This window comes from Xanthomonas sp. XNM01 (assembly GCF_014851915.1).
Taxonomy (GTDB): domain Bacteria; phylum Pseudomonadota; class Gammaproteobacteria; order Xanthomonadales; family Xanthomonadaceae; genus Pseudoxanthomonas.
In genome coordinates this window covers 268423-294123 of the sequence record NZ_JACVAP010000002.1, presented here as the reverse complement: position 1 = coordinate 294123, position 25701 = coordinate 268423, and the positions used below count along the sequence as shown (strand labels likewise).

The following is a 25701-nucleotide window of genomic DNA, read 5'->3' as shown; positions in this document are numbered from 1 at the left end:
CGCTCACTTCAGTCCGTCGAGCAGCGTATCCACCTCATCGGTGGTCAGCTTCTCGTGGTAATGGCCATTGATCACGACCACCGGCGCGCCACAGCACGCAGCGACGCATTCTTCCTCGCGCTTGAGGTAGACGCGGCCGTCGGCGGTCGACTCGCCCAGCTTGCAGCCGAGCTTCTTCTCGGCATGCGCGACCAGATCCTCGGCGCCGTTGAGCCAGCAGCTGATGTTGGTGCAGAAGGCGACATTGTTGCGCCCCACCGGCTGGGTCTCGAACATCGAGTAGAAGCTGGCGACCTCGTAAGCCCACACGGGCGGCAGGTCCAGGTACTTGGCCACGCCGACGATCAGCTCGTCCGACAGCCAGCCCTTGTTCTGTTCCTGGGCCGCATGCAGCCCCTGCAGCACCGCCGACCGCTTGCGGTCGGACGGGAACTTGGTCAACCAGTGGTCGATATGCGCGCGCGTGTCGTCGCTCAGGACGACCATCGGGTCGACGTTGCGGGCGTTCTCGAAATTACCGGTGGCCTTCATCGATCCACCTCACCAAACACAAGATCATAGGTACCGATCATCGCCACGACGTCGGCAAGCATGTGGCCCCGCACGATCTCGTCCATCGACGAGAGGTGCACGAAGCCCGGAGCACGCAGGTGCACGCGGAACGGCTTGTTGGCGCCGTCGGACACCAGGTAGCAGCCGAACTCGCCCTTCGGCGCCTCGACCGCGGCGTAGGTCTCGCCAGCCGGCACGCAGTAGCCCTCGGAGAAGAGCTTGAAGTGGTGGATCAGCGCTTCCATGTCGTCCTTCATCTCCTCGCGGCGAGGAGGGGCGACCTTGAAGTTCTGGATCATCACCGGACCGGGGTTGGCCTTCAGCCAGTCCACGCACTGCTTGATGATGCGGTTGGACTGGCGCATCTCGGCGATGCGGACCAGGTAGCGGTCGTAGCAGTCGCCTTCCTTGCCTACCGGGATGTCGAAGTCGACCGCGTCGTACTTCGCGTACGGCTGCTTCTTGCGCAGGTCCCAGGCGATGCCCGAACCGCGCAGCATCGCGCCGGTCATGCCCCAGGCGCGCGCCTGCTCCGGCGTGATCACGCCGATGCCGACGGTGCGCTGCTTCCAGATGCGGTTGTCGGTCAACAGGGTCTCGTACTCGTCCACGCGCGCCGGGAAGGTGCGGGTGAAATGCTCAATGTAGTCGAGCAGCGAGCCCTCGCGGGCCTCGTTGAAGCGCTTCAGCGAGTTGCCCTTGTGCCAGGGCGACTCCTTGTACTTCGGCATCCGGTCCGGCAGGTCGCGGTACACGCCGCCCGGACGGTAGTAGGTCGCGTGCATGCGTGCGCCGCTGACCGCCTCGTAGACGTCCATCAGCTCTTCGCGCTCGCGGAACGCATACAGGAACACTGCCATCGCGCCGAGATCGAGCGCGTTCGAGCCGACCCACATCAGGTGGTTCAGGATGCGGGTGATCTCGTCGAACATCGTGCGGATGTACTGCGCGCGCTCCGGCGCCTCGATCCCCATCAGGGTCTCGATCGCACGCACGTAGGCGTGCTCGTTGCACATCATCGAGCAGTAGTCCAGACGATCCATGTAGCCGATCGACTGGTTGAACGGCTTGGACTCGGCCAGCTTCTCGGTGCCGCGGTGCAGCAGTCCGATATGCGGATCGGCGCGCATGATCGTCTCGCCGTCCATCTCCAGGATCAGGCGCAGCACACCGTGCGCGGCCGGATGCTGGGGGCCGAAGTTCATCGTGTAGTTGCGGATTTCCTGCTTGCCTGCTGCAGGTGCCGCGAAGCCCTCGTGGGCCTGCTGGATCTGGGCGCTCACTTGGCGGCCTCACGTTGCGCGGCTTCACCCGCGGCGGTCTGGTAGCGTGCGTCGTCGCGGATCACGCGCGGCACGTTGACGCGCGGTTCGACCGAGGTCACCGGCTCGTAGACCACGCGCTTGCGCTCTTCGTCGTAGCGCACTTCGACGTTGCCGATCAGCGGGAAGTCCTTGCGGAACGGATGGCCGACGAAACCGTAGTCGGTCAGGATCCGGCGCAGGTCCGGATGGCCCTCGAAGACGATGCCGAACAGGTCGAACGCCTCGCGCTCGAACCAGTTCGCGCCCGGCCACAGGCCGGTCACCGAGGGCACCACCGGCAGTGCGTCGTCGGGCGCATAGCAGCGCACGCGCAGACGCTGGTTGTGCGCATAGGACATCAGGTGGGCGACGGCGGCGAAGCGGCGCACCGGCACCTCGGTGGCGACGATCTGCTCGCCGCCCTGCTCGGTCGGCCGCTCGCCCCAGGCCAGACGGCCGGCGGTCTTGCCTTCCACGCCGCGGCTGAAGCCACCGGACGAGACGTCGCCGGTATCCCACTCGTCGCTGCCGTAGCCGAGATAGTCGACGCCGCTGAGCGCGCTGAGCTGTTCGAAACCGAGTTCGTCGCGCAGGGCCTGGCAGGTCGCCAGCCAGTCGCTGGCGTCGGCCTCCAGGGTCACTTCACCGCGGGGCTCGGCCACGGTGACTTCGGCGCCGGGGAAACGGGCGCGCAGTCGTTGGGCGAAGGAGGCAGCTGGCTCGGCCATGAGGGCTTGGCGTCTTCCGGAAAGGGGTTTAACGGGCGATGGTGTTCTGCTTGGCCACGGTCTGCGTGCGCCAGATCTTCTTCTGGAGCTGCAGGATGCCGTAGACCAGCGCTTCGGCCGTGGGCGGGCAGCCCGGCACGTACACGTCGACCGGCACGATGCGGTCGCAGCCGCGGACCACCGAGTACGAGTAGTGGTAGTAGCCGCCGCCATTGGCGCAGCTGCCCATCGAGATGACCCACTTGGGGTCCGGCATCTGGTCGTAGACCTTGCGCAGCGCCGGGGCCATCTTGTTGACCAGGGTGCCGGCGACGATCATCACGTCGGACTGGCGCGGCGACGGGCGGAACACCACGCCGTAACGGTCCAGGTCCAGGCGTGCGGCGCCGGCGTGCATCATCTCGACCGCGCAGCAGGCCAGGCCGAAGGTCATCGGCCACATCGAACCGGTGCGGGCCCAGTTGACCAGGGCGTCGACGCTGGTGGTGACGTAACCCTTCTCCAGCAGCGGGTTCTCGCCTTCGGGACGCAGGATGTCGTCGACCCGCCCTTCCGGGATCGGGTTGGTCATCAACCGGTCCAGGGTCTGGATCACTCCCATTCGAGCGCTCCCTTCTTCCAAACGTAAATGAAACCGAGGAACAGCATGCCGACGAACAGGCCCATGGTGACCAGCGCGCGCGCGCCCAGGTCCTGGAACACGAGCGTCCACGGCACGATGAAGATGATTTCCAGGTCGAAGACGATGAACTGGATCGCGATGAGGTAGTAGCGCACGTCGAACTTCATGCGCGCGTCCTCGAAGGCCTCGAAGCCGCACTCGTACGGCGAGAGCTTCTGCGCGTCGGGCTGGCGTGGACCAAGGACGCGACCGACGATGATCAGCGCAACGCCGATACCGGTGGCCACGATCAGGAACAACAGGGTCGGCAGGTATTGGGCCAGCACGTGCGGTTCTCTCTTGCCTCTGCCCGGCGGGGCCAGGCTTGGGTTAGCGCTCGCACGGACATGCCGCCGACCGCCACGTTCTTTCTGGCCCGTCACCGGGGCGGATGGAGATCCGCGGCTGCGACGCCAGGGGTGCTGCGCAACCGCCTGCACCGGATTCGCCATGCACCGAGGGTGCACAGCAGCGGAATTGTAGCGGCTGGCGCTCACCTGAGTAAACGCTTACGCCGCGACCCGGATCGCCCGGACTCCCGCTGTAACCATGAAAAAAGCCCGCCGAAGCGGGCTTCTTGCGGCCCGGACCCGCATGCGCCGGTCCAGGTACTGCTGGTGCCCAAGAGGGGACTCGAACCCCTACGACTCTCGTCGCTACCACCTCAAGGTAGTGCGTCTACCAATTCCGCCACCTGGGCAAAAAACTGTGCGCCGATGGCCGGCGCGGCGCGCATTGTACGCGTTACTGCGCCGGCGGCACAGCCTCCGGCTGCGATTCCTGCGCCGGAACCTCGACATCCTGTGCGGACGGGGCTGCCGCCGGCACTTCCGAGGCAGGTGCGGTCGGCGGCGGCACGGCCAGCTCGCCCGGCGCGGCGGCCGGCTGCTGCGGGGCGACCTGGGCGGCCTGGCCCATCAGCCCGAGATCCTGCTGCACGACCGGGCGCGCACTGTGCGTCGCATACCAGGCCATGAACAGGCTGATGCCGAAGAAGACCACCGCCAGCCACTTGGTGCTCTTGGACAGGAAGTTGGACGCGCCACGCGCGCCGAACACGGTACCGGATGCACCCGCACCGAAACCGGAGCCGGCAGCGGCGCCGGCACCGCGCTGCAGCAGGATCAGCACGATCATGGCGATCGCGACCGCCACGTACACCAAATTCAGGATCAGCATCAGCATCGCTGTCGTCTCGATAGCCGGTCAGCTCCGCGCCGCCCGGACAATGGCCAGGAAATCCGCGGCCACCAGCGAGGCGCCACCGATCAGCCCGCCATCCACGTCCGGCTGTTGGCACAGCGCCGCGGCATTGTCGGGCTTCACGCTGCCACCGTACAGGATGGGCAGGGAATCGGCGATTCTAGCATCCTGCGCAGCGATCTGACCACGGATGAATGCATGGACCGCCTGGGCCTGCTCCGGCGTCGCGCTGCGCCCGGTGCCGATCGCCCAGACCGGCTCGTAGGCCAGCACCGCGTCGGCGAAGGCAGCCACCCCTACCCGCGCCAGCACCGGCGCGAGCTGGCTGGCGATCACCTGTTCGGTCAGGCCCTGCTCGCGCTGCTCCAGGCCCTCGCCCATGCACAGGATCGGGCGCAGGCCGGCCCGGATGGCCGCCTGGAACTTGAGCGCGACCAGTTCGCTGCTCTCGCCGTGGTACTGGCGCCGCTCGGAGTGGCCGACCAGCCCGTAGCGGGCGCCGACATCGACCAGCATCGAGGCCGAGACCTCGCCGGTGTAGGCACCCTGTTCATTGCTGCTGACGTCCTGCGCACCGAAGGCGATGGGCCGGTCCTCGAAGTCCTCGATCAGGTCGCCCAGGTAGGGCAGCGGCGGCAGGATCACCACCTCGGCGCCGTCGGCCGGCATTCCGTCGGCGATATCGCGCACCAGCGCGGTGGCGAAGGCGCGCGTGCCATGCAGCTTCCAGTTCCCTGCGACGATCCTGCGGCGCATCCAGTGACCTCGACGGCTGTTCCGGGCGCGCAAGGATAGCCGATGGGAACGGGGCTTCGCGCGATGCGGCATGGCCCGAAGGGACCGGCAGCGCCGGGCAACGCGATGACAACGCACGACATCGCACCGGCATCGCCTTTGCGCGGCGGGTCGGCGATGACGGACAATGCGGCAACGGCCGATGGCCGTTTTTTTTTGCCCCCTCCTCCACTCGCGTACCGGAGTCCGCATGCGTCCCCTGCTCCTCGCCCCCCTGGCCCTGGCCTGCTGCATGGCCGTCGCCCTCCCCGCCGCCGCCCAGTCCGACGACGCCGGCTGGAGCGGCAAGGGCGAACTCGGCCTGGCCTTTTCCAAGGGCAACACCGACAGCCAGACCTTCGTCGGCAAGATGTCGATGGATTACGAAGATGCGACCTGGAAGCACGACCTCGACGCCGCCTTCCTGTACGGCAAGAGCGACGACGTCGAAAGCGCCTACCGCTACGAGTGGTCGGCTGCCAGCGGCTTCCGGCTGAACGAGCGCAACCGCCTGTCCGGCTCGATGCGTAACGAGCGCGACCATTTCGCCACCAACGAATACCAGTGGACCGTCGCGCTCGGCTACGGCTACGACGCGATCTCCAACGAGCGCACCCGCCTGATCTTCGAGATCGGCCCCGGTTATCGCTGGGCCAAGCTGCAGGGCGTGCGCGTGCACAACGACGAGGTCATCCTGCGAGGGCTGATGGACTTCAGCCGCAAACTGACCGACACCACCTCGGTGTTCAACACACTGCTGGTCGAAGCCGGCGACGAGAACACCTTCGTCCGCAACGACCTGGGCCTGCAGGTGAAGATGACCGACGCGCTGGCGCTCAAGGCGGGCCTGCAGGTGCGCCACAACACCGAAACCCTGGCGGAGACGCGCCGCACCGACACGCTGACCACGGTCAACGTGGTGTACGGGTTCTGACATGCTGTGACGGCGCTTCTGGCACCCATGACCGGGAAGCGCCATCGCTGCTCCGCAACAGAAAAGAGAAACGGCGCCACAAGGGCGCCGTTTCGACATCATGCATCAGGCATGGCCGGCCAGGCCGGCATCACTTCAGCTTGATCTCGCGCAGGCGCTCTTCCAGGTAGCCCTGCGCGGTGATCGGCTCGGGATAGCGGCTGGGATTGTCGGCGGTGACCGTCGACGGCAGCACGTCGATCAGGAAATCCGGGTTCGGATGCAGGAAGAACGGCACCGAATAGCGTGGCTGGCGCGCCTGCTCGCCCGGCGGGTTGGTCACCCGGTGCGTGGTCGACGGATACACGTGGTTGGTCAGGCGCTGCAGCATGTCGCCAATGTTGACCACGATGGTGTCGGCATCGGAGGTGAAGGCCACCCACTCGCCCTTCTTCGACAGCACTTCCAGGCCGGCCGCACTGGCACCGACCAGCAGCGTGATCAGGTTGATGTCCTCGTGGGCGCCGGCGCGCACGTTGGGGATGTCGTCGGCGGTGATCGGCGGATAGTGGATCGGCCGCAGGATCGAATTGCCCGAATCGGTCTTGTCGGCGAAGTACTGCTCAGGCAGCCCGATGTGCAGCGCCAGCGCCGACAGCACCTTGGCGCCGAGCTGGTCCAGCCGCTGGTACAGGCCGTAACCGGCCTCGCGGAAACCGGGCACTTCGGCCGGCCACAGGTTCGGCGGCATCACCTCGCGGTACTTCGAGTCGTCGGCGATCTCGCGGCCGATGTGCCAGAACTCCTTCAGGTCGAAGTGCTTGGAGTCTTTGGCGGTCTCCACGCCGAACGCGGTGTAGCCGCGCGCACCGCCGCCACCGGCCACGTGGTAACGCTTCTTGACCTCGTCCGGCAGCGCGAAGAAGGCCTTGAACGCCGCATAGGCGGCATCGATCTCGGCCTGCGGGATGCCGTGGTTGCGGATGCCGGCGAAGCCCCATTCGCGGTAGGCGGCACCGAGGTCGGCGACGAAGGCTTCGCGGTCCGTGTCGAAACGGGTGATGTCGAGGGTTGGAATCTGACTGCTCATGTCTCTTGCCTGGTTGAAGCGGCGCCGCAGGCGCCGCATGTCGTGATCGATCCTGTGCCCGCGGCGCTCAGCCTGCTGCCGCGGCACGCACCACCGCAGCCAGCGTGTCCAGCGTGCGCTGCATCAGCCCCGCATCGTCGGCCTCGACGGTCACGCGCACCACCGGTTCGGTACCGGACGGGCGCAGGAAGGCGCGGCCGCGCCCCTGCACCGCCGCCTGCGCTTCGCGCAGCGCGGCCTGCACCGCCGGTGCGTCGACCGCCGCCTTCGCGCCGCCGCCGTCCAGGCGCACGTTGATCGTCTTCTGCGGCACCCGGCTCAGGCCGGCCAGCGCCTGGCGCAGACCCAGCCCGTCGCGGCGCAGCGATTCGAGCACCTGCAACGCGCTGACGATGCCGTCGCCGGTGGTCGCCCGGTCCAGGCACAGCAGATGGCCGGAGGCCTCGCCGCCCAGCGTGCTGCCGGTCTCGACCAATGCCTGGTGCACGTAACGGTCGCCGACCCTGGCCCGCTGGAACGCGATGCCCAGCCGCTGCAGCGCCTGCTCCAGGCCGTAATTGGTCATCAGCGTGCCGACCACGGTGCCCTGCAGGCGGCCGCTGGCCTGCCAGGAACGCGCCAGCACGTACAGCAGGTCGTCGCCGTCGACCGGATTGCCCTGGTCGTCGGCCATCAGCACGCGGTCGCCGTCGCCGTCGAAGGCGATGCCCAGGTCGGCACCGGCCTCGCGCACCTTGGCCGCCAGATTGCCGATATGGGTCGAGCCGACCCCGTCGTTGATGTTCAGGCCGTCAGGCGCGTTGCCGATCGCGACCACCTCCGCACCGAGTTCGCGGAACAGCAGTGGCGCGATGTGGTAGGTGGCGCCGTGCGCGCAGTCCAGCACGATCTTCAGACCGCGCAGGTCGAAGCCGCGCGGCACGCTGGCCTTGCAGAACTCGATGTAACGGCCGATCGCGTCGCGGGTGCGGCTGACCTTGCCCAGGCGCTCGGAATCGACGGTGACGAACGGCGCATCCAGCGCATCCTCGATCGCCGCCTCGGTGGCATCGTCGAGCTTCTCGCCATCGGCCGAGAAGAACTTGATGCCGTTGTCGTAGTGCGGATTGTGCGAGGCGCTGATGACGATGCCGGCATCGGCGCGCAGCGTGGTCGCCAGGAAGGCGATCGCCGGGGTCGGCATCGGCCCGATCAGCTGCACGTCAGCGCCGGCGGCGACCAGCCCGGCCTCCAGCGCGGCTTCGAACATGTAGCCGGAGATGCGGGTGTCCTTGCCGATCAGCACCATCGGCCGCTTGCCGCGGCCGGCGACCAGGGTGCGCCCGAGCGCGTTGCCCAGGCGCAGCACGAAATCGGCCGAGATCGGGCCCTGCCCGACCCGCCCGCGGATGCCGTCGGTGCCGAAGTAGCGGCGACCGCTCATGCGGCGTCCTGGCTGGCGTCCGGGTTCGGCTGGCGGGTCATCATCGCCAGCAGCTCGGCGATGCGGTCGCGCAGCTCGCGGCGGTCGCAGATCTGGTCGATGGCGCCGTGCTCGAGCAGGAATTCGGAGCGCTGGAAGCCTTCCGGCAGTTTCTCGCGCACGGTCTGCTCGATCACGCGCGGGCCGGCGAAGCCGATCAGCGCCTCGGGCTCGGCGATGTTCAGGTCGCCCAGCATCGCGAAGCTGGCCGAGACGCCGCCGGTGGTCGGATGGGTCAGCACCGAGATGTACGGCAGGCCGGCCGCGCGCAGCTTGCCCAGTGCGGCCGAGGTCTTGGCCATCTGCATCAGCGAGAACAGGCTTTCCTGCATGCGCGCGCCGCCGCTGGCGGAGAAATTGACGAACGGCGAGCCGATCTCCAGCGCGCGTTCGGCGGCCAGGGTGAACTTCTCGCCGACCACCGAGCCCATCGAGCCGCCCATGTAGGCGAAGTCGAACGAACTGGCGACCAGCGGCCGGCCCTTGAGCAGGCCCTGCATGGCGACCAGCGCGTCGTACTCGCCGGTGGACTTCTGCGAGGCCTTGATCCGGTCGGCGTAGCGCTTCTGGTCCTTGAACTTCAGTACGTCGGTCGGCGCCAGACGTGCGGCGATCTCGGTCGGCACGGTGCCGGGGTCGAACAGCGAGGCCAGGCGTGCGCGGGCGCGGATCGGCATGTGGAAGCTGCACTTCGGACAGACCTCCAGGTTCGCTTCCAGCTCCGGGCGGTACAGGGCGACGCCGCAGCGGTCGCATTTCTCCCACAGGCCTTCAGGGACGCTGCGTTTGCGGCTTGCGCCGCTGTCGGTGCGGATGCCCGACGGCATCAATTTGCTGAGCCAGCTCATGCGGAGGGTGGATTCCGTTCTGTCATGGCCGTCGCCGGCCGGAAAGGCCGACAGTCTAGCTCACCGGCACCATTCCAGTGCCGACGGTACGGTATGGAACGCGGCCCCGGTCAGGGTCCGGAGCGTGATCCGGAACCATCGCGGTGCGCGGCCTGCAAGGCGGCGACGGTCATGCGCGGCGCATCGACCGTGGGCGACCAGGTGCGGCTGCGGGCGCCGGCCACGCCATGATCCGGCACGTGCCGGAGCGCCCCGCCCGCTGGCGACGTCCTGGCAGCGACCGCAGCGTGGAGGACGCGTTCGCTGCCCCACGAAGGGGCCAGCCCCCCACTGGCAGGCCCGCCGTCAAACGCGGTCGAGCGCCTCGCGCAGTGGCGCCAGGAAGCCGGCCGCACGACGGACCGCATCGTGCGCATCGACCGCCTCGGCCAGGGCCGCGACCAGGGCACTGCCAACCACGACGCCGTCGGCATCGACGGCCATCGCCGCGGCGCTGGCGGCGTCCTTGATCCCGAACCCGGCCACCACCGGCACCCGCGCCTCGGCGCGCAGCGCCTGCAGCCGGTCGCCGGCCGCGCGCGTATCGAGCCGGTCGGCGCCGGTCACGCCAGCGTAGCTGACGTAGTACAGATAGCCCTGCGCGCCGGCGCTGAGCATCGCCGCGCGTTCGGGCGAGGTGGTCGGCGAGGCCAGCATCACCAGCGCCAGGCCCGCCGGCTCGAACGCCTGGCGGAATTCGTCGGCCTCTTCCGGCGGCAGGTCGACCAGCAGCATGCCGTCGACGCCGGCTGCGACCGCCTCGGCGGCGAAGCGCGCCGCGCCGCGGATCTCGACCGGATTCAGGTAGCCCATCAGGACCACCGGGGTGCCGGCATCGCGCTCGCGGAACGCACGCACGCAGCCGAACACGTAGTCCAGCCCGGCGCCGCGCGCCAGCGCGTGCTCGGAGCTGCGCTGGATCACCGGGCCGTCGGCCATCGGGTCGGAGAACGGCACGCCGAGTTCGATCACGTCGGCCCCGGCCTCCACCAGTGCGTGCATCACAGGCACCGTGGTCTCCAGCGCCGGGTCGCCGGCGGTGACGAACGGAATCAGCGCCTTGCGGCCGGCGGCGGCGAGGCGGGCGAACTGGGTATCGATGCGACTCATGGGAGGACCTTGCGGAAAGCGGAAAGACGGAGCGGAACGATGGGCGGGCTCACGAACAGCCCTCGATCAGGGTGGTCGCGCCCGCGTCGCCCCAGAAGATCGCGCTGGCGACGTCCCCGACGATCTCGACCCTCAGGCCGAGCGGCGCACCCGGCTGGCGCCAGTCGAGATAGACGTCGCCGGGGTCGCCGTACTCGTGCCGGCTGGTCTGGACGCCGTCGGGCAGCAGCGCCAGCACATCGCCGCGGGCCATGCCGGTGAACAGGCCGAACGGCGCCTGCACGCGCGGGATATCGGGTGCATCGCGGTGCACAAGTTCGAAACGGGCGATCCGCCCGTCCATCACCATCATGCTCATGCCGGCCGGCAGCACGCCGCCGCCGACGTGGCGGCAGTCGACATCGGGATGGCGGCCTTCGTCGGTCCACTCCTGCAGCCAGTCCTGTTCGTCGAAGGCCTCGCCGACGACCGCATCGCCGATGCGGTCCAGCGCGTCGAGCACGACCGGCGCCCCGGGTGGCGCCTCATTCGTGAGTGCCGGTGCGGCGGTTTCAGCGTCGTCGGCCGCGCTTGCGTCGGCCACGGCCGGCAGCGCATCGCCGCCGGCATCGGCGGCGACCGGCGCCTGCGCACCGCACCCGGGTAGCAGCAGACAGGCGGCCAGCAGCGCGGCGCCCCGTGTCACAGCACGATGCCTTCGCGCGCGGCAATGGTATGCACGTCCTTGTCGCCACGGCCGGACAGGTTGCACAGCACCAGCTGGTCCTTCGGCAGGTCGCGCGCCAGCTTGATCGCCTGGGCGACCGCGTGGCTGGATTCCAGCGCCGGCAGGATGCCTTCGGTGCGGGTCAGCCTGTGGAACGCGGCCAGCGCCTCCTCGTCGGTGACACCGACATACTCGGCGCGGCCGGTGTCCTTCAGGAAGGCGTGCTCGGGGCCGACGCCCGGGTAGTCCAGACCGGCGGAGATCGAATGGGTCTCGATGATCTGGCCGTCGTCGTCGCAGATCACGTAGGTGCGGTTGCCGTGCAGCACGCCGACCCGGCCTGCCGCCAGCGACGATGCATGGCGGCCGGTCTCGATGCCGTCGCCGGCGGCCTCGGCGCCGACGATGCGCACGCCCGGGTCGTTGAGGAAGGCATGGAACAGGCCGATGGCGTTGCTGCCGCCACCGACGCAGGCGGTGATCGCATCGGGCAGGCGGCCGTAGCCGGCCAGCATCTGCGCGCGCGCCTCGCGCCCGACGATGGCGTTGAAATCGCGGACCATGCGCGGATACGGGTCGGGGCCGGCGACGGTGCCGATGATGTAGAAGGTGTCCTGCACGTTGGTCACCCAGTCGCGCATCGCCTCGTTCAGCGCATCCTTCAGCGTGGCCGAGCCGCTGGTCACCGGCACCACGGTCGCACCGAGCAGCTTCATCCGGTAGACGTTGATCTTCTGCCGCTCGATGTCGGTGGCGCCCATGTACACCACGCATTCCAGGCCCAGCCGCGTGGCGACGGTGGCGCTGGCCACGCCGTGCTGGCCGGCGCCGGTCTCGGCGATGATCCGCTTCTTGCCCATCCGCGCGGCCAGCAGCGCCTGGCCGATGGTGTTGTTGATCTTGTGCGCGCCGGTGTGGTTCAGGTCCTCGCGCTTGAGCAGGATCTGCGCGCCGCCGACCTCGCGGCTCAGGCGCTCGGCGTGGTAGATCGGGCTGGGCCGGCCGACGTAATGCTTGAGGTCCTTGTCGAACGCGGCGATGAAGGCCGGGTCGGCCCGCGCCGCATCGTAGGCGGCGGCCAGTTCCTGCAGCGGCCCGATCAGGGTCTCGGCGACGAAGCGGCCACCGTGGCGGCCGAAGTGGCCGGCGGCATCGGGGAAGGCGTGGAAGTCGGCGGGGGCGTTCATGCGGCAGGACCGGAAGCGGACGACGGGCCGTCAGCCTAGCGCACACGTCCAGCCGCCGGAACCGATAATATCTGCATGACCCGTGAGGAAAAGTCACAGATCGATGACCCGTCCGCTGCCGCCGCTGAATGCCCTGCGCGCCTTCGAGGCCGCCGCCCGGCTGGGCAGCGTCAGCCGCGCCGCCGACGAGCTGCATGTGACCCATGGCGCCGTCAGCCGTCAGATCCGGACGCTGGAAGAGGCGCTGGGTGCGCCGCTGTTCGAGCGTCAGGGCCGCGGCCTGGCCCTGACGTCCGCCGGCCGGCGTCTGCGCGATGCAGCCGGCGACGCCTTCGCCGGCCTGCAGACGGTCTGGTCCACCCTGCAGCGCGGCAGTGACACCAATGCACTGGTGCTGGGCTGCCCCGGCAGCCTGCTGGCCCGCTGGGTGATCCCGCGCCTGGAGCGGCTGCAGCACGACCTGCCTGGGCTGACCCTGCACCTGTCCGCACGCGAAGGCGGTTTCGATCCGGCGCTGAGCGGCCTCGATGCGGCCCTGCTGCTCGGCGAGGCACCATGGCCGGAGAGCTGGGACGTGCATCCGCTGGCACCGGAACGGATCGGGCCGGTGCTCAGCCCGCGCCATCCCGGCTGGCCGGCGTTGCGTGAGGCGCCCGCCTCGGACCTGCTCCGCGAACCGCTGCTGCAGACCGGCTCGCGCCCGCAGGCCTGGCCGCGCTGGTTCGCCGCGCAGGGCCTGGACGGCAGCGCAATGACAGCCGGCAGCACGTTCGAACACCTGACCTATCTGCTGGAAGCGGCGGCCGCCGGGCTCGGCGTGGCGATCGCGCCGCAGGAACTGGTCCAGGCCGATCTCGACAGCGGGCGGCTGGCGGCACCGTGGGGCTTCCTCGACACCGGCGGCCAGTGGGCGCTGTGCGCGCCACGCGGCCGGCACGATCCACGCATCGATGCGCTGGCCGGCTGGCTGCGCCATGCACTGCACGATTGATCCCGCCGGCACCAGCGATGCCGGTCCCGAAGCCTTGTGCCGCCGTCAACCGCCATGCCGGAAGCAGCCACCTGGAACCGCGACCAGCAATCCGTCAGTTTCGACAGTCCCGGCAGGAGCGGCCCAGAGCCGCGGCCCGCACTGCGGACCTCAGGTGGCCGCATGACCATCGTTCCCGTCACGTACCCGCTGCTGCACTCCCGGTCCTGCCTCTCGCCTGCATCCGCTCAATACCGGTCGTGGCCTCACGACGGGCGCGCGACAAGCACCGCGGTGGGTGACAGACCGCGCACCGCTGTCGTCGCCCCGCGCGCCGATGATCGGAATGGGAGACGGCCCCGTGCATCCGATGCTGGCATGACTGCCATCCAATGGAATGATGCAGCCATTCAGCGAGGGCAGAACTGCTGTCCGCGGCTCCGTGGCGAACGCAGAGGTATCCATGCGCACTGGCCTGCACCAGTCGATCGGCCTCGCCACCGCGATGCGGAACATGGATGTGCGTGAGCAGGTGGTGCATGCCGAACCGGCCAAGCCGGTGGCGGAAACTGCGCGATCCCTGGCAGATGCAAAGCCCGGTCAACATCCGACCCGCGGCGTCCCAGCAGCGACGACAGCGAACCATCCCGCGCAGGGCCTGGGACATCGATTGCGTGTTCGCCCGATTCAATGACGCTGGAGGTGATGGGGCATTGATCGTCGATAACCGGTGCGGTGCACCCGTTCTCTTAGCCTGGATGCGCTCGCGCGCCAGCGACGCTGCGTTACGGTGGAACAATCCGCCGCCAGCTTTGCGGGCGCACCAACCGTGGTGGGAATCGCGGCCTTCATGACATGCATCGGGCAAACCTCGTGCGCAGCGCCCGGCAACAACGCATGCATGGCAGCATCACCTTCGCAAACGACGGCTGTGTTCCCCCATCGCTGCCTACCATTCGGCAAACTCCGACCAGCATTGAACCGCTTCCCAAGATGCTGTTCGCTGCGGCCTTGCGTGCTGGCGCCCGGCTTCCGGGAAGGAACGACCGGGCGCCAACGCCCTCATGGGCCAGTGCGGCAGGTATGCCCCATCATCTGAAGTGCCGGTACTGCTCCAGGAACCGCTCGAGCTGGCGCTCCTGCACCTGACGCAGTCGGTCGGAGGGATCGACTCCGGCGACACCCAGCTCGCCACCAGCGACATCCAGTTGTTCCTCGCCTTCAAGTTCACGCATGACCATCTCCTTGTCACATGATTGAACGTAACCCCGGCCGCCGGATCAGGGAATCGGCCTGATCCCGGGCCGGGTTCCACTGCCGTCATCCGGATAACCGGGCTGGCTCATCTCCGGCAGATCGGACGGTGGCAGCTCGAAGCGCGGCACACCCTGCGTGCCGCCGGCCACCCGGAAAAGCTCGTTGCTGTTCAACTGGTGCATTCCCTGCTCCTCATTGACGTATCCCATGGAAGAAACGCTCGATGACGGTTATGGCGCCAATGGTTCCGCCATCGACGTGCACACCCGACAGCGCATTCACCTGCTTTCCTTGCAGCGTGAAGCTGCGCCATCGACCACATCACGCCCAGCAATCAATCCCTTGCACCGCAATCGGGACCGTGCCGGCCGCGCCACCTCCCCGCTGACAGCGTTCGTGGTGAAACGCTGCACGGCAATGATGGTGGTGGATGACCCGTACAAACTACAAGTGACACGCGGCGCCGCCGCGGATAATCCCGCTTGCCATGGCGGACGGGGCCTGCGTCATCTGAAGACGCGCGGACGAGTGCAAGCGGAACTGGACAGATTTTCGCCACCATCACGTGCATGCCACCCGCTTGCCGCATATCCGCAACGGGACTAGGCTTCGACTCATGCCACGGACGGCATGAGGAAAACACATGAATCTCTCCACGAGAATCCGGATCGCCCGCCAGCGGGTGCATCTGTCCCAGGAAGCGCTTGCAACCCGGATGGGCGTGACGCGGGGCGCGGTAGCGAACTGGGAATGCGCAGTCGGCGCACGGCCTGCGACGTCCCGGCTCGAACGGCTGGCCCGGGTGACGTGCGTCTGTTTTGAATGGCTGGCGACAGGTCGCGGCCCACTGGCCTACGAGCCACCGGAGAACGTGCCCGCCGTGGGTGCGGAGCTGGTTGACGATCCAGCCGAACGCCGCTTGCTGGCTGCCTACCGACAGACGAGTCGCCCCACGCAGCGCGTCCTGCTGCAGATCATCGAGGCAAGGATCCAGCGCTTCGAGGGGCGACGCAGAACATGATGGCGTGGTCCGCAACCGATGCGGCCACGCCCTGAAGCCGCCGGTCTAGCGCGGAACCGTTGCGGCACGAACGGCCTGCTCCGACGAGAACAGGCCGAACGGAGCACCGGTCCCACCGCGATCGCGCCAGGGCGCGGCCGACCCGGCCGAGGGATGTGTCGCGTCGCTCAGCCCATCTCGGTGCAGTCGGCGTGACGCACTTCCTCGACGAAGCGCCGCATCTTGTCGCCATCCTTGATGCCGGGCGAGACCTCGATGCCGCTGGCCACGTCGACACCCCACGGCAGCGTGGCCAGGATCGCGTCCTTGACGTTGTCCGGGGTGATGCCGCCGGCCAGGAGGAACGGCCGGTGCAGGCCGGTCGGGATCCTGCGCCAGTCGAATCCCTGTCCGCTGCCACCATCGCCACCGACGCTGTGACTGTCGAACAGGAAGCCGGCCGCGTTCGGCCAGCGGTGCTGCAGCATCCGCGCATCCCAGCTCGCACCATCGCCCATCGGCACCGCCTTCAGATAGGGCACGCGGAACGCGCGGCAGAACGCGTCGTCCTCGTCGCCGTGGAACTGGATCAGGCTGGGCCGGACCTGGCGCACGACCTCGCGCACCTCCTCGGAGGTGTTGTCGCGGAACAGCGCGACCGCGTCGACCAGCGGCGACAGCGCCTGGCGCAGTACCCGCGCCTCGGTCGGCGCCAGCCGCCGCGGGCTGCGCGCGGCGAACACGAAACCAACGGCATCCACACCCAGCTCGCCGGCGAGACGGACGTCGCCGGGGCGGGTCATGCCACAGAACTTGATCCGGGTGCGATACAGCGTGCGATTCACAGGGTCACCTCCGCAGGCAGATTCCATTCGGCCGGATACAGCGGCCGCAGGAACACCAGCCCCTGCGGCGGCGCTGTCGGCCCGGCCAGGGTACGGTCGCGGCCGGCAAGCAACTCGGCAATCCACCCCTCGTCGCGCGCGCCGGCTCCGACCTCGAGCAGCGAGCCGACGATGTTACGCACCATGTGGTGAAGAAAAGCGTTGGCCTGGACCTCGATTTCGATCACCTCGCCTTCACGCCGGACGACGATCTCCTGCAGGTTGCGGCGCGGGTGACGGGCCTGGCAGTGCACGGTGCGGAACGCGCTGAAATCCTGCTCGCCCAGCAGCGCCTGACCGGCACGGTGCATCGCGTCGGCGTCCAGCGGGCGCCGTTCCCAGGCCATCATGTGCCGGTACAGCGCCGGGCGGACCAGGCGGTTGACGAGCCGATAGCGGTAACGGCGCGCGCGCGCGGAGAAGCGCGCATTGAAATCGTCGGCCACCGGCACGCACCAGCGCACGCAGACCGACGGAATCAGGCGGCCGGTCGTACCCAGCGTCCAGGCGCGTGGATCGCGCTGCGCGTCGGTGTCGAAGTGCACGACCTGGCACTCGGCATGGACACCGGCATCGGTGCGGCCGGCACAGACCACCTGGATCGGCGTATCGGCCACCGAGGACAGCGCATCCTGCAGGGTCGCCTGCACCGTGGCGCGGCGCGAACCGCCCAGCTGCTGCCAGCCACGGAATCCGCCGCCGTCGTACTCGACGCCAAGCGCGTAACGCATCGTTCGTTCCTTTCTGTCGGCCGGGAGACCGGCTCAGCCGATCTCGCGCAGCAACTGCAGCGCTTCGTCGCGTGCGGCGGGATCCTGGCCATTGGCGACCTCGCGCAGCAGGGTGCGCGCGGTTTCGGCATCGCCCAGGTCGAGGTAGGCGATCGCCAGTTCGAGCCGTTCGCGTCCGGCCGGCGCCGGGTTGAGCGGCGCCAGCGGCGCCGAGACATCATCGGTATGCCAGGCCGGCACCGCGGACGCGTCCGGCTGCCAGGCGGCCGGGTAGGCGCGCGGCGCGGCCGGGGCCGCGGGCTCCGGGGCGCGGTCATGCCCGGGCTCGGGTGCAGGCGCGGGCTCGGGCGCGACCGCCGGTGCGGGCGCGTGATGGGCCTCCTCGGGCGCGTCGACCGCCAGGCCGGGATCGGTGCCGGTCTGTTCGGGCACGGCGGCAGTCAGCGACGCGGCATCGAACCCACCGCCGCCGGCACGCGCGACTGGGATCGGCAGCGGCTTGGGCCGCCGCGCCAGCCACCAGACCGCGGCCGCGGCGATCAGCAGCGCCAGGCCGCCGAACAGCCACAACGGCACGCCGCCACCGGCTGCGTCGCCCGCACCGGCATCGAGCTGGGACAGGCGCGCCTGCGCGGCGGCCAGGTCGCTGTCCTTGAGCGCGATCAGCTGGGCCTGCTGCTGCTGCAGCTTCTCCAGTTCCTCGACCCGTCCGCGCAATTCCTGCAGCTCCGAATCGCGGGTCGCGATGTCTTCCTGCGCCTGCCGCAGCTGTTCGTTCGCCAGCATGTCGCCGTCCTCGCCGCCGGCGCCCAGGCCGGACCGTGTCGCTTGCGTGCCCGCATCGGCGGCTGCCGGTGCGATTTCCAGCCGTGCGCCGCCGGTCGGGATCACCGGGATCGCAGCCGGGGCGGTTGTCGGAGCGGATGCCGCCGCACCGGCGCTTTCGGCCGGCTGCTGGATCGGCCGGCGCGACTGGCGCCACTGCGCGGTCTGTTCCCGCACCAGCGCACTGGCCGTTGCCGCGTCGGCCTCGGCGAAATCGCCGGCCGCGGGCATGCGCATCACCGCACCGGCCCGCAGGCGGTGGATGTTGCCGTCGACGAAGGCTTCGGGATTGGCCCGCAGCAGCGCCAGCATCACCTGGTTCAGCGTGTGCCCGCCGCGGTCCATGCCCGCAGCCAGCGTGGACAGCGTCTGCCCGCGTTCCACCTGCGCCAGCACCTCGCCTCCGGCCACGGCCATCGGTGCGGGTGGTGGCGGCACTGCCGGTGCTTCGGCCACCGGCGCGGCGGGTGTCGCCGTCGGTATGGGAGCGGGTGTGGACACCGGCGCCGGCTCGCGGACGATGATGTCGGCCGGCGCGGCCTGCGGTGCCTGGATCGCGGGCGCTTCGATCGCGGCCGCCGTCTGCGGCGCGGCGACCAGCGCCGAATACTCGCGCACGAGCCGGCCCTGGCCCCAGTCGACCTCGATCAGGAAGGCGACCGCCGCCACATCCACGGGCCGGTCGCTGGTGACGCGCACGACCGCACGACCCTGCGCATCCTGGGTGATCTCGAACTGCAGGTCACGCACCAGCCCCTGCGGCGGCTGCAGGCCGACGCGGGCGAAGGTATCGGGCGACGCCAGCCGTGCGCGGGCGTTCTCGAGCTCGCCGGGTTCGTTGGAGACGATCGGGATCTCGGCCAGCAGCGGCTGGCCAGGGCCCGACAGCACCCGGATCTGTCCAAGCCCCAGCGCCATCGCGCTGCCGCTCAGCAGGGCGAGCGACACCGTCAGCAGCCATGTCCATGAGCGCAGCGCGCTCCGTCCCCTCGCATTCATGCGGCGCACTATAGCCGGTTCGCCCGGCGGGCCGCATCGGCGGGCGGGAATCGTGATGGTGCCCCGCGGCCATGCGCGGCAGCTGCATCCCGGCCCTTCCCGGCTACCCGACGCGGGTGCCCGGCATCACGGTCGGGGCCTGCGCTCAGCTCGCGGAGCGGCGGAGCATGCGCGCGCCACCTGCTGCGGCTGCATGAAAAACAGCGCGCGGCCGAAGCCGCGCGCCCTGTCCAGCGCGCGCAGGCCGTGCTCAGCCGCCGCTGGCGACCAGCTCGGCCAGCTGCACCGCGTTCAGCGCGGCGCCCTTGCGGATGTTGTCGGAGACGATCCACAGGTTCAGGCCGCGCGGATGCGAGATGTCCTCGCGGATGCGCCCGACATAGACCGCATCGTTGCCCGAGGCATGGGTGACCGGAGTCGGATAGCCGCCGGCCTTGCGCTCGTCCACCACTTCCACGCCCGGCGCCTGTTCCAGCAGCGCGCGCGCCTCGGCCGCGGTGACCTTCTCCTTCGTCTCGATCGCCACCGCCTCGGAGTGGCCGTAGAACACCGGCACGCGCACCGCGGTGGGGTTCACCCGGATGCTGTCGTCGCCGAGGATCTTGCGGGTCTCCCAGACCAGCTTCATCTCCTCCTTGGTGAAGCCGTTGTCCAGGAAGTCGTCGATGTGCGGGATCAGGTTGAACGCGATCTGCAGCGGGAAGCGCTGCGGGTCGGCATCCTGGAAGTTGAGGATGTTGGCGGTCTGGCGGCCCAGCTCCTCCAGCGCGGAACGGCCGGCGCCGGACACCGACTGGTAGGTGGCCACATTGATGCGCTCGATGCCGTACTTCCGGTGCAGCGGCGCCAGCGCGACCAGCATCTGCATCGTCGAGCAGTTCGGGTTGGCGATGATGCCGCGCGGGCGGTTCTTCGCCGCGTCCGGATTGACCTCGGACACCACCAGCGGCACGTCGTCGTCGTAGCGGAAGGCCGAAGAGTTGTCGATCACCACCGCACCGGCGGCGGCGAACTTCGGGCCGTACTCCTTGGAGACGCCACCGCCGGCCGAGAACAGGGCGATGTCGACGCCGGTCGGATCGAAGCTGGCCAGGTCCTGCACGGTGATCTTGCGGCCGGCGTATTCGACCTCGCCGCCGGCGGAGCGCTCGGAGGCCAGCGGGATGATCTTCTCGACCGGGAACTGGCGCTCGGCCAGGATCGACAGCATGGTCTCGCCGACGGCGCCGGTGGCGCCAACGACCGCGACGGTGAAACGACGTTCTGCGTTGCTCATGGTGTGTGCTTCTATCGGATGGGGAGGAACGGAAGACAGGGGCGCGCTGTGGTCCGGGTTCGGGGAACCTCCAGATGCGGCAGCGGAGGTTCCCTATCGTTTTCCGTCGGCGATCTTGGTCGCGCCCACGGTCGCAGCGCCGGCTTTGCCGGCAATGCTGGTCATCGCCACGGCATTGATCGCGCTCGGTGGACGCCCGGCATCGGGGCCGGCGCCAAGCGCGGCGACCAGGTTGTCCACCGCCAGCTGCACCATCGCCCGGCGCGTAGCCAGCGAGGCGCTGCCGATGTGCGGAGTCAGCACCACGTTGCGCAGCGCCAGCAGTTCGGGGCGAACCTGCGGCTCGCCTTCGTACACGTCCAGCCCGGCCGCGGCCAGGCGGCCGTTGGCCAGCGCATCGGCCAGGGCCAGCTCGTCGACGATGCCGCCGCGGGCGATGTTCACAAGGGTCGCGGTCGGCTTCATCTTCGCCAGTGCGGCCGCGTCGATGATGTGGTGGTTGGTGGCCGAGTACGGCAGCACCAGCACCAGATGATCGGCCTGCGCCAGCAGCTCATCGAAGCCGGCATACGCGGCACCGACCTCGCGTTCGGTGGCCTCGGGCAGGCGCGACCGGTTGTGGTACAGCACCTTCATGCCGAAGCCATGATGGCCGCGGCGGGCGATGCCCTGCCCGATCCGGCCCATGCCGAGGATGCCCAGCGTGCTGCCATGGATGTCGGCGCCCAGCATGGTCTTGAACGACCACTGCCCCCACTGCCCCTCGCGCAGCCAGCGCTCGGATTCGGTGATCCGGCGCGCGGCGGCCATCAGCAGGGCGAAGCCGAGGTCGGCGGTGGTCTCGGTGAGCACGTCCGGCGTATTGGTCGCAACGATGCCGGCCGCGCTGAGCGCGTCGATATCCAGATTGTTGTAGCCGACGCCGACGTTGGCGATCGCACGCAGCGCCGGCGCGCCGGCGATCTGGGCCGCGCCGATACGCTCGTTCAGGGTGACCAGCGCGCCATCCAGCGGTGCCAGCTTCGCGGCCAGATCGGCCGGCGAATGCGCGGTGACCGCATCGGTGGTCTCGACCTGGAAATGGGCCTCCAGCTGCGCGACGACATCGTCGAACAGCGGCTGGCTGACCCACACGCGTGGCCGTGCATCAGCCATCGAGGTTCCCGCCGCTGGCCGGAATGCGCGGGGTGACGGTACCGACGTCGCCGCACTGTGCGCGGTGACGCAGTGCCTGGTCCATCAGCACCAGCGCGACCATCGCCTCGGCGATCGGGGTGGCGCGGATGCCCACGCACGGATCGTGGCGACCGGTGGTGATCACTTCGACCGCATTGCCGTCCACGTCGACGGTCTGCCCGGGCAGGCGCAGGCTGGAGGTCGGCTTGAGCACGATCGACGCGGTCACCGGCTGGCCGGTGGAAATGCCGCCGAGAATGCCGCCGGCGTGATTGGACAGGAAGCCGTCGGGCGAGATCAGGTCGCGGTGCTCGGTGCCCTTCTGCGCCGCGCTGGCGAAGCCGTCGCCGATCTCCACGCCCTTGACCGCGTTGATGCTCATCAGCGCCGCGGCCAGTTCGCCGTCGAGCTTGCCGTAGATCGGCTCGCCCCAGCCCGGCGGCACGTTGTCGGCGACCACGTCCACGCGCGCGCCGACCGAATCGCCGGACTTGCGCAGCGCGTCCATGTAGGCCTCGAGTTCGGGCACCTGGGCGGCATGCGGCCAGAAGAACGGGTTGTCCTCGACCGCGCTCCAGTCGAAGCCGGCTGGACGGATATCACCGAGCTGCGACAGGAAACCGCGCACGACCACGCCGTGACGCTGCAGCAGCCACTTCTTGGCGATCACGCCGGCGGCCACGCGCATCGTGGTCTCGCGCGCCGAGCTGCGGCCGCCACCGCGCGGGTCGCGGACGCCGTACTTCTGCCAGTAACTGTAATCGGCGTGTCCCGGGCGGAACTGCGCGGCGATGTTGCTGTAGTCCTTGCTGCGCTGGTCGGTGTTGCGGATCAGCAGCGCGATCGGCGTACCGGTGGTGCGGCCTTCGTAGACGCCGGACAGGATCTCGACCTCGTCGGCCTCGCGCCGCGCCGACGTATGCCGGCTCCTGCCGGTCGCACGCCGCTGCAGGTCGTGGGCGAACTCCTCCGGCGCGATCTCCAGCCCGGGCGGGCAGCCGTCGATCACGCAGCCGATCGCCGGACCATGCGATTCGCCGAAGGTGGTGACCGACAGGAGTTTTCCGAAGGTGTTGCTGCTCAAGCGCCGCTCCGCAGGGACCCAGTGACGGGCCGCCAAGCATCGCATATCGGCACGCGCCGTTGTGCACTGCGCAAGCAGGCGCGCAACGGTTGCATTGGCAACCGATCACCCTTGTCCGCAGCGGTTTTCCGCGGGCCGGTGGCCGCGCGGAGCCGGTCGATCAGGCGCGCGCGGCGGCCAGTTCGCTGATGCGTGCGTTGTGACGGATCAGCTCGCGGCATTCGACCGCGAAGATGCCCATCTGCCCGACCTTGAACTCGATCCAGGCCAGGTCCAGCTCCGGCAGCAGCTTGACCAGGTGCTGCTCCGACTCGCCGACCTCGCAGATCAGCAGGCCGTCCTGGCTCAGGTGCAGCGGCGCGTCGCGCAGGATCTTCAGCACCAGGTCCAGGCCGTCGTCGCCGGCACGCAGGCCGAGCTCGGGCTCGAACGCGTACTCGGCCGGCAGCGCATCGGTCTCGTCGTTGGTGACGTACGGCGGATTGGTGACGATCAGGTCGTAATGGCGGCCGGTCAGGCCATCGAACAGGTCGGACTTCACCAGGCTGACGTTGTGCGCCAGCAGCCGCTCCTTGTTCTCGCCAGCCAGCGCCAGCGCGTCGTCGCTGATGTCGACGCCATCGACCTGCCACTCCGGGTTGTAATGGCCCATCGCGATGGCGATGCAGCCCGAGCCGGTACACAGGTCCAGCGCGGTCCGCACCTCGCGGCCGCCCAGCCACGGCTCGAAGCCGGCCTCGATCAGTTCGGCGATCGGCGAACGCGGCACCAGCGCGCGCGCATCGGTCCTGAAGCTCAGGCCCGCGAACCAGGCCTCGCCGGTGAGGTAGGCGGCCGGGATGCGCTCGTCGATGCGACGCGCGAACAGCCCCAGGATCGCCTGCTTCTCCTCGCCGGTCAGGCGCGACTGGCCGTAGACCGGGCTCAGGTCGTGCGGCAGGTGCAATGCGTGCAGCACCAGCTGGGTCGCCTCGTCCAGCGCGTTGTCGTAGCTGTGCCCGAAGGTCAGCCCGGCCGCATTGAAGCGGCTGGCGCCGTAGCGGATCAGGTCGATGATGGTGTGCAGCTCGGCGGCCGGATCTGCGGTCATGGAGGCGCTGGACGCATGAACGGAAGGGCCGGCGATTATACGCCCGGGCCGGTATCATGGCCCGTTGTCGTCAGATGAGCGGAACACCCCGATGTTCAACCGCACCTTCGGCTACGTGCTGATCGTCGCCCTGGCCGCCGGCCTGGGCCTGCTGGCCGCGCGCCATTTCCTCGGCCAGGAGCCCGCACCGCAGGGCCCGGCGCTGCAGACGGTGACCCTGCTGCCGCAGCCGCGTGAGCTGCCGGCCTACACGCTGCGCCAGTCCGATGGCACGCAGCTGATTCCCGGCGAGCTGGCCGGCCACTGGACCCTGGTGTTCCTCGGCTTCACCTTCTGCCCGGACGTGTGCCCGACCACGCTGGCCGAGCTGGCCCAGGCGCAGAAGCAGTGGGAAACCCTGCCGGAGAGCACCCGCCCGCGCGTGCTGTTCGTGTCGGTCGATCCCGAGCGCGACACCCCCGCCCGGACCGGCGAGTACGCGCGCGGCTTCCACCCCGACACCCTGGCCGCCACCGCCGACGTGCCGGCGCTGGAGAAGTTCGCGACCTCGGTCGGCTTCGTGTTCATGAAGGTGCCTGGCCAGAAGTTCGAGGAAAACCCGAACGACTACAGCGTCGACCATTCGGCCAACATCGCCGTGCTCGACCCGCAGGGCCGCTGGGCCGGGCTGATCCGCCCGCCGTTCCAGCCGCAGGCGATCGCCGACGACCTCGCCCTGCTGACCGACGCGGACCGCGCCCCATGAGCCTGATGACCACGCTGAGCTGGGTGCTGCCGCACCGGCTGCTGTCCTCGCTGGCGCGCCGCGCCGCGTACTCGCGCTCGCCCTGGTTCAGCCAGCGGATGATCGGCGAGGTGGTCAAGCGCTTCGATGTCGACCTGTCCGAGGCCGCCGATGCCGATCCGCGCAGCTACCACAGCTTCAACTCCTTCTTCACCCGTGCGCTGAAGCACGGCGCACGCGTGGCCGATCCGGATCCGGACGCGCTGCTGATGCCGGCCGATGGCCGGATCAGCCAGCTCGGCCCGATCGAGGACGGCCGCATCTTCCAGGCCAAGGGCCAGTCGTTCACCGCCGCCGAGCTGCTCGGCGATGCCGAGGCGGCCGCACCGTTCGCCAATGGCGTGTTCGCCACCGTCTACCTGTCGCCGCGCGACTACCACCGCGTGCACATGCCGTGGACCGGCACCCTGCGCGAAACCGTGCACGTGCCGGGCCGGCTGTTCAGCGTGGGCCCGGCCGCGGTGCAGCGGGTGCCGCGCCTGTTCGCGCGCAACGAGCGCCTGGTCTGCCATTTCGACACCGACTTCGGGCCGATGGTGTCGGTGATGGTCGGCGCCCTGCTCGTTTCCGGCGTGGAGACGGTGTGGAGCGGCGAGGAAATTCCGCACTATGGCGACCGCATCACCCGCAAGGACTGGCGCGGCAAGGGCATCGTGCTGGAGCGCTTCGCCGAGATGGCGCGCTTCAACTATGGCTCGACTGTGATCGTGCTGCTGCCGCCGGGCGTGGCCACGCTGGACGCAGGTCTGGCCGCCGAGTCGCCGGTGCGCCTGGGCCAGGCGCTGGCGCGTCGCACCGGCTGACGCCTGACGGGATCGCAGGGCCGGCATTCCCATCAGGCTATCGGTGGACATGGTCGGCCTCGGCCGACACCACTCCGGCGGTGTCTGTCGGGGCCGAAACCACCTCGACGCGTGTCGCAGGCGTACGTGACGCCACCCGCGCGACGCGGCGCGGCGCGGATCCGCAGCATCCCCACGATCCGGCAACCGTTCGCAGTCGCATGCCGCGCTCACCTGCCGGCGGCAGAGACAATGCGTCACCGCCA

Annotated in this window: 29 protein-coding genes and 1 tRNA gene; 7 read left to right on the top strand and 23 right to left on the bottom strand. The window is 69.3% G+C overall.

Annotated elements, in window-relative coordinates:
* Positions 1-3: 3 nt before the first annotated feature.
* The 8 genes from nuoE to tpiA all read right to left on the bottom strand — a co-directional run bounded on the left by nuoE (position 4) and on the right by tpiA (position 5204).
* On the bottom strand, positions 4-531 hold the full coding sequence (gene nuoE / locus IB242_RS08945; RefSeq protein WP_192278295.1) for an NADH-quinone oxidoreductase subunit NuoE: 528 nt from the start codon (positions 529-531) through the stop codon (positions 4-6).
* Entirely contained in the window at positions 528-1757 is a 1230-nt protein-coding gene (locus IB242_RS08940; RefSeq protein ID WP_225540452.1) for an NADH-quinone oxidoreductase subunit D, read from the bottom strand. The genes nuoE and IB242_RS08940 overlap by 4 nt, the downstream gene beginning before the upstream one ends.
* A 74-nt stretch (positions 1758-1831) precedes the next feature.
* Positions 1832-2584 carry an NADH-quinone oxidoreductase subunit C gene (locus tag IB242_RS08935; RefSeq protein WP_192278291.1) on the bottom strand — a complete coding sequence of 251 codons (753 nt, stop codon included), beginning with the start codon at positions 2582-2584 and terminating at the stop codon, positions 1832-1834.
* A gap of 28 nt (positions 2585-2612) precedes the next feature.
* The gene (locus IB242_RS08930) at positions 2613-3185 is read right to left on the bottom strand and encodes an NADH-quinone oxidoreductase subunit B (RefSeq protein WP_192278289.1); all 573 of its coding nucleotides are present in this window, start codon (positions 3183-3185) and stop codon (positions 2613-2615) included.
* Positions 3176-3532 carry an NADH-quinone oxidoreductase subunit A gene (locus IB242_RS08925; protein ID WP_192278287.1) on the bottom strand — a complete coding sequence of 119 codons (357 nt, stop codon included), beginning with the start codon at positions 3530-3532 and terminating at the stop codon, positions 3176-3178. The genes IB242_RS08930 and IB242_RS08925 overlap by 10 nt, the downstream gene beginning before the upstream one ends.
* Before the next feature lie 328 nt (positions 3533-3860).
* Positions 3861-3945 (bottom strand) — tRNA-Leu (locus IB242_RS08920).
* A 44-nt stretch (positions 3946-3989) separates the two neighbouring features.
* The gene (secG, locus tag IB242_RS08915) at positions 3990-4430 is read right to left on the bottom strand and encodes a preprotein translocase subunit SecG (RefSeq protein WP_192278285.1); all 441 of its coding nucleotides are present in this window, start codon (positions 4428-4430) and stop codon (positions 3990-3992) included.
* A 21-nt stretch (positions 4431-4451) separates the two neighbouring features.
* On the bottom strand, positions 4452-5204 hold the full coding sequence (gene tpiA / locus IB242_RS08910; RefSeq protein ID WP_192278283.1) for a triose-phosphate isomerase: 753 nt from the start codon (positions 5202-5204) through the stop codon (positions 4452-4454).
* 229 nt (positions 5205-5433) lie between these two features.
* Here tpiA and IB242_RS08905 point away from each other — a divergent pair, with 229 nt between their 5' ends.
* Positions 5434-6156, top strand: a complete 723-nt coding sequence (locus IB242_RS08905; RefSeq protein WP_192278281.1) for a DUF481 domain-containing protein — start codon at positions 5434-5436, stop codon at positions 6154-6156.
* Positions 6157-6286: 130 nt separating this feature from the next.
* On the opposite strand, the gene IB242_RS08900 is transcribed toward IB242_RS08905, so the two are convergent.
* The 6 genes from IB242_RS08900 to trpB all read right to left on the bottom strand — a co-directional run bounded on the left by IB242_RS08900 (position 6287) and on the right by trpB (position 12577).
* A complete protein-coding gene (locus tag IB242_RS08900; protein WP_192278279.1) occupies positions 6287-7225 on the bottom strand; it encodes an isopenicillin N synthase family oxygenase in 939 nt (312 codons plus the stop codon).
* Between the two features lie 67 nt (positions 7226-7292).
* A complete protein-coding gene (gene glmM / locus IB242_RS08895; RefSeq protein ID WP_192278277.1) occupies positions 7293-8648 on the bottom strand; it encodes a phosphoglucosamine mutase in 1356 nt (451 codons plus the stop codon).
* The gene (accD, locus tag IB242_RS08890) at positions 8645-9535 is read right to left on the bottom strand and encodes an acetyl-CoA carboxylase, carboxyltransferase subunit beta (protein WP_192278275.1); all 891 of its coding nucleotides are present in this window, start codon (positions 9533-9535) and stop codon (positions 8645-8647) included. The genes glmM and accD overlap by 4 nt, the downstream gene beginning before the upstream one ends.
* A gap of 345 nt (positions 9536-9880) precedes the next feature.
* Positions 9881-10684 carry a tryptophan synthase subunit alpha gene (gene trpA, locus IB242_RS08885; protein ID WP_192278273.1) on the bottom strand — a complete coding sequence of 268 codons (804 nt, stop codon included), beginning with the start codon at positions 10682-10684 and terminating at the stop codon, positions 9881-9883.
* Positions 10685-10733: 49 nt separating this feature from the next.
* Entirely contained in the window at positions 10734-11369 is a 636-nt protein-coding gene (locus tag IB242_RS08880) for a hypothetical protein (protein WP_192278271.1), read from the bottom strand.
* A complete protein-coding gene (gene trpB / locus IB242_RS08875; protein WP_192278269.1) occupies positions 11366-12577 on the bottom strand; it encodes a tryptophan synthase subunit beta in 1212 nt (403 codons plus the stop codon). Before trpB ends, IB242_RS08880 begins: the two co-directional genes overlap by 4 nt.
* Positions 12578-12680: 103 nt before the next feature.
* Here trpB and IB242_RS08870 point away from each other — a divergent pair, with 103 nt between their 5' ends.
* Positions 12681-13568 carry a LysR family transcriptional regulator gene (locus IB242_RS08870; protein WP_192278267.1) on the top strand — a complete coding sequence of 296 codons (888 nt, stop codon included), beginning with the start codon at positions 12681-12683 and terminating at the stop codon, positions 13566-13568.
* 379 nt (positions 13569-13947) lie between these two features.
* Positions 13948-14241, top strand: coding sequence for a hypothetical protein (locus IB242_RS08865; protein WP_192278265.1), 294 nt, complete (start codon positions 13948-13950; stop codon positions 14239-14241).
* 397 nt (positions 14242-14638) lie between these two features.
* On the opposite strand, the gene IB242_RS08860 is transcribed toward IB242_RS08865, so the two are convergent.
* Together IB242_RS08860 and IB242_RS08855 are read right to left on the bottom strand one after the other, a co-directional pair.
* Entirely contained in the window at positions 14639-14782 is a 144-nt protein-coding gene (locus tag IB242_RS08860; protein WP_192278263.1) for a hypothetical protein, read from the bottom strand.
* Positions 14783-14827: 45 nt separating this feature from the next.
* Positions 14828-15013 (bottom strand): hypothetical protein, encoded by a 186-nt coding sequence (locus tag IB242_RS08855; protein ID WP_192278261.1) that lies wholly within the window; start codon positions 15011-15013, stop codon positions 14828-14830.
* On the opposite strand from IB242_RS08855, the gene IB242_RS08850 reads away from it, so the two are divergent.
* The gene (locus IB242_RS08850; protein WP_192278259.1) at positions 15012-15410 is read left to right on the top strand and encodes a hypothetical protein; all 399 of its coding nucleotides are present in this window, start codon (positions 15012-15014) and stop codon (positions 15408-15410) included. The genes IB242_RS08855 and IB242_RS08850 overlap by 2 nt on opposite strands.
* A gap of 37 nt (positions 15411-15447) precedes the next feature.
* Positions 15448-15825, top strand: coding sequence for a helix-turn-helix domain-containing protein (locus IB242_RS08845; protein WP_192278257.1), 378 nt, complete (start codon positions 15448-15450; stop codon positions 15823-15825).
* Positions 15826-15992: 167 nt separating this feature from the next.
* Here the strand turns inward: IB242_RS08845 and IB242_RS08840 are convergent, their stop codons facing one another.
* From IB242_RS08840 to prmB, 7 genes are all read right to left on the bottom strand, one after another.
* The gene (locus IB242_RS08840) at positions 15993-16649 is read right to left on the bottom strand and encodes a phosphoribosylanthranilate isomerase (RefSeq protein WP_192278255.1); all 657 of its coding nucleotides are present in this window, start codon (positions 16647-16649) and stop codon (positions 15993-15995) included.
* Positions 16646-17419, bottom strand: a complete 774-nt coding sequence (truA, locus tag IB242_RS08835) for a tRNA pseudouridine(38-40) synthase TruA (protein ID WP_192278253.1) — start codon at positions 17417-17419, stop codon at positions 16646-16648. Before truA ends, IB242_RS08840 begins: the two co-directional genes overlap by 4 nt.
* Before the next feature lie 33 nt (positions 17420-17452).
* Positions 17453-19243, bottom strand: a complete 1791-nt coding sequence (locus tag IB242_RS08830; RefSeq protein ID WP_192278251.1) for a FimV/HubP family polar landmark protein — start codon at positions 19241-19243, stop codon at positions 17453-17455.
* A gap of 250 nt (positions 19244-19493) precedes the next feature.
* Positions 19494-20519, bottom strand: coding sequence for an aspartate-semialdehyde dehydrogenase (locus IB242_RS08825; protein WP_192278249.1), 1026 nt, complete (start codon positions 20517-20519; stop codon positions 19494-19496).
* Between the two features lie 93 nt (positions 20520-20612).
* A complete protein-coding gene (locus IB242_RS08820; RefSeq protein WP_192278247.1) occupies positions 20613-21674 on the bottom strand; it encodes a D-glycerate dehydrogenase in 1062 nt (353 codons plus the stop codon).
* Positions 21667-22779 (bottom strand): chorismate synthase, encoded by a 1113-nt coding sequence (gene aroC / locus IB242_RS08815; protein ID WP_192278245.1) that lies wholly within the window; start codon positions 22777-22779, stop codon positions 21667-21669. Before aroC ends, IB242_RS08820 begins: the two co-directional genes overlap by 8 nt.
* A 160-nt stretch (positions 22780-22939) precedes the next feature.
* Complete coding sequence (prmB, locus tag IB242_RS08810; protein ID WP_192278243.1) at positions 22940-23869, bottom strand: 50S ribosomal protein L3 N(5)-glutamine methyltransferase; 930 nt, start codon at positions 23867-23869, stop codon at positions 22940-22942.
* 91 nt (positions 23870-23960) lie between these two features.
* Here prmB and IB242_RS08805 point away from each other — a divergent pair, with 91 nt between their 5' ends.
* Both IB242_RS08805 and asd read left to right on the top strand, forming a co-directional pair.
* Positions 23961-24614, top strand: a complete 654-nt coding sequence (locus IB242_RS08805) for an SCO family protein (RefSeq protein WP_192278242.1) — start codon at positions 23961-23963, stop codon at positions 24612-24614.
* A complete protein-coding gene (gene asd, locus IB242_RS08800) occupies positions 24611-25456 on the top strand; it encodes an archaetidylserine decarboxylase (protein ID WP_192278240.1) in 846 nt (281 codons plus the stop codon). The genes IB242_RS08805 and asd overlap by 4 nt, the downstream gene beginning before the upstream one ends.
* The last annotated feature ends 245 nt before the right edge of the window (positions 25457-25701 follow it).